The organism is Pseudomonas sp. BS-2016 (genome assembly GCF_001806145.1).
Classification (GTDB): domain Bacteria; phylum Pseudomonadota; class Gammaproteobacteria; order Pseudomonadales; family Pseudomonadaceae; genus Aquipseudomonas; species Aquipseudomonas lundensis.
On the sequence record NZ_MLCT01000195.1, the window covers coordinates 1 to 2637 of the forward strand.

A 2637-nucleotide genomic window follows, 5' to 3' on the forward strand; every position below is an offset into this window, starting at 1 on the left:
GCGCTCCATGAAGGTGTTGTAGATGCCACGGTCGCGGGTATAGAGCCCGGAATTGAAGTGACGCTCTTCGCCGCCTGCCGCGCCGCGGTTGGTCAGCACATCGGTGTTGATCAGGATATTCCCGGCGGCGGATACCGAGCTGTAAAGGTTATCGAAGGTCTGGCTGCCCACAGTCAGGTCGCCACCGGCGTTGATGAACGCAGAGGCCGAGCTGCCGGTGATGACATCTTCGTATTTCTCCACCGAGTTGAAGTACAGCTCGCAGCCTTTGCCTTTGCAGTAGTCGTTCCAATAGATATTGAGGTTGCCCGACACCAGCTTCATTTCAGTGGTGAACTGGTCACGACGGTTGCTCAGGGTGTCTGCCAGCAAGCGCATGCCGGTGCCACTTTCCAGGCTGCCGGAGACGTTCTCGATCAGGCTGCTGCGCGCGCTCGCATCATCCCGGGCGATGTCCAGGGCGCCGAGGCTGTAGACGTCGCCATAGCGGTTGCTGAAATCATTGACGCGCAACGCCATGTCGTTGCCGCTGAAGAGCAAGCCCTTGTCATTGACCAGGTGCGTGGCGTTCAGCCGGACTTTTCCGGCGCCGCCCAGGGTGCCGTAGTTGTTCAGGGTGGAGGCATTGACTGTCAGGTCGCCGATGGCAGTCAGGCGCCCGTGGTTATTCAGGCTCGTGCTAGTGACCTGGTTGAGTGCGCCGCCGGCAATGCGGGCGTTCTCGCCCAGGTCCATGCTGGCGCTGGTGAGGCTCATGTTGCCCAGGCTGCTGACGCGGCCGTTGCCGCTGTAGCCACCGGTGAGCGTCACACTGAGGGTGCCATCACTGGCCAGAAGGCCGTCGTTGGTCCAGGTGTTGCCAATGCCGATCAGGCTTTGTGCACCGAGCAACTGGCCGCTGGCGGTCTGGGTGAACTGGCCGATGTCGAGGTTCAGGCGCCCGGCCTGGATCACGCTGCTGTTGGTCCAACTGGCAGCCTTGATGTCCAACTGGCCGTTGGTGACGAAGCTGCCGCCGGCCCGGGTGACTTGGTCGGAGGTCAGGTCGAACGTACCGGTGCCGGTGTGTACGATGCGCCCGCCGTTATTGTCCAGGCCGGCGGCTTGCAGGTTCAGGTGTTCGTTGGCGCTTTCAAGCACGCCGAAGCGGTTATCGAACAGGCCGGAAACATCGATGTCGGTCGTGCCCGTACGGCCCATGGCCCGCAGGTTACCGCCGACGTTGTTGATGGTTTGCGCAGCAAGGCGCAGGACGTCGTCGCTTTCAATCAGGCCATAGCCATTGCTCAGGGCGTCAGTGAGGCCGAAGTCGATATTGCGTGCACCGACCTTGCCGCCCTTAACGGCCGCCGTGCCCTGGTTATCGAAAGCCTGGGCAGTGACCTTGAGCAAGGTATCGGCGTAGACACCGCCGCCCTGGTTATTGAAGGTCGTGGTGACGATGCGGCTTTCACCGCCGAGTGCGGATAAATGCCCCATTTGGTTGAGCAGCCCGCCCTTGGCTTGGATATCCAGCGACTGCGCCTGAGTGATGCCGTTGCTGTTAGTGAACAACCCAGTGACCAGTTTGACCCAGCCCTTGCTGCTGTTGAGTACGCCACCGGCCGTGTTGGCTACACTGGCGGTTTCCAGGTCCAGGTTGCCACTGAGGCTGTCGACGCGGCCGCCCTGGTTACTCAGGGCGCCGCTGAGGCGCAGGCGGTTATCGGTCTGGCTTTGCAGCGTGCCTTGATCGTTGGTGAGGGTGCGGGCGGTAAGGTCGAGCTTGCCCATCTGGCTGAACATCAGGCCGTCTTGCTGGTTTTGAACGTCACCGGCCAACAGCTTGATCACCAGGTCTTTCTGGCTGGCAAGCGTGCCTTTGGCGCTGTTATCCAGGTCGCCATTGGCGAGGGTCAGGTCAAGGCGATCCTGGCTGACCAGTTGGCCGCCTCGGTTGCCCAGGCTGGCGGCGTTCAGCAACAGGGCTGCGCCACTGGCCAGGCGCGCATTGTTGGCATTGATCAGCGCGCCACTGAGGGTGCCGTCCAAGGTGCCCTGGCTGATCAGTTGGCCAGCACTGTTGTCGAGACTCTCGCCGATAAAGGTGATGTTGGCGGCGTTGATACGCCCACCACGGTTGAGAATTTGACTCTGGGCATTATTGAAGCCCAGGTGTTGAGCTGCGGAAATCAGGCCGTTGTTGCTGTTATCCAGGCGACCGGCAACGTTGAGGTCGACATCGGCCTGGCCGGAGATGATCCCCTGATCATTGTTCAGGCTGCCCGCGATGAGCGTTTGTTTGCCCATGCTAACCAGGGCACCGGCCGCGTGGTTATCCAATACACCGGTGAGGTCAGTGTGCAGGGTGCCACTCTTGCTCGACAACGTGCCCTCGGCGCTGTTGTCGAGGCCATTGCCGACCACCGTCAGACCGTTCCAGCCGGAGATCAAGCCCTTGTTGGTGTTGACCACGGTATCCGCTTCAAGGCGCAATTGATCGGCACTGAGGATGACCCCGCGATCACCGTTATCGATGCGTTTGGCGGCGATGGTGAACGCCGTCTGGCTGGAGATTTCGTCTTGTTCTCGGTTGGTCAGGTTAGCCAGGCGCGCGAAGGTCAGCGGGCCTTTGGCGCTGATCAAGCCTGCGCTGTT

Annotated in this window: 1 pseudogene; it reads right to left on the reverse strand. The window is 61.2% G+C overall.

Annotation, left to right across the window (positions count from 1 at the left end):
* Positions 1–2637 (reverse strand): annotated as a pseudogene (locus tag BKD70_RS23715) (hemagglutinin); the annotation flags it as partial.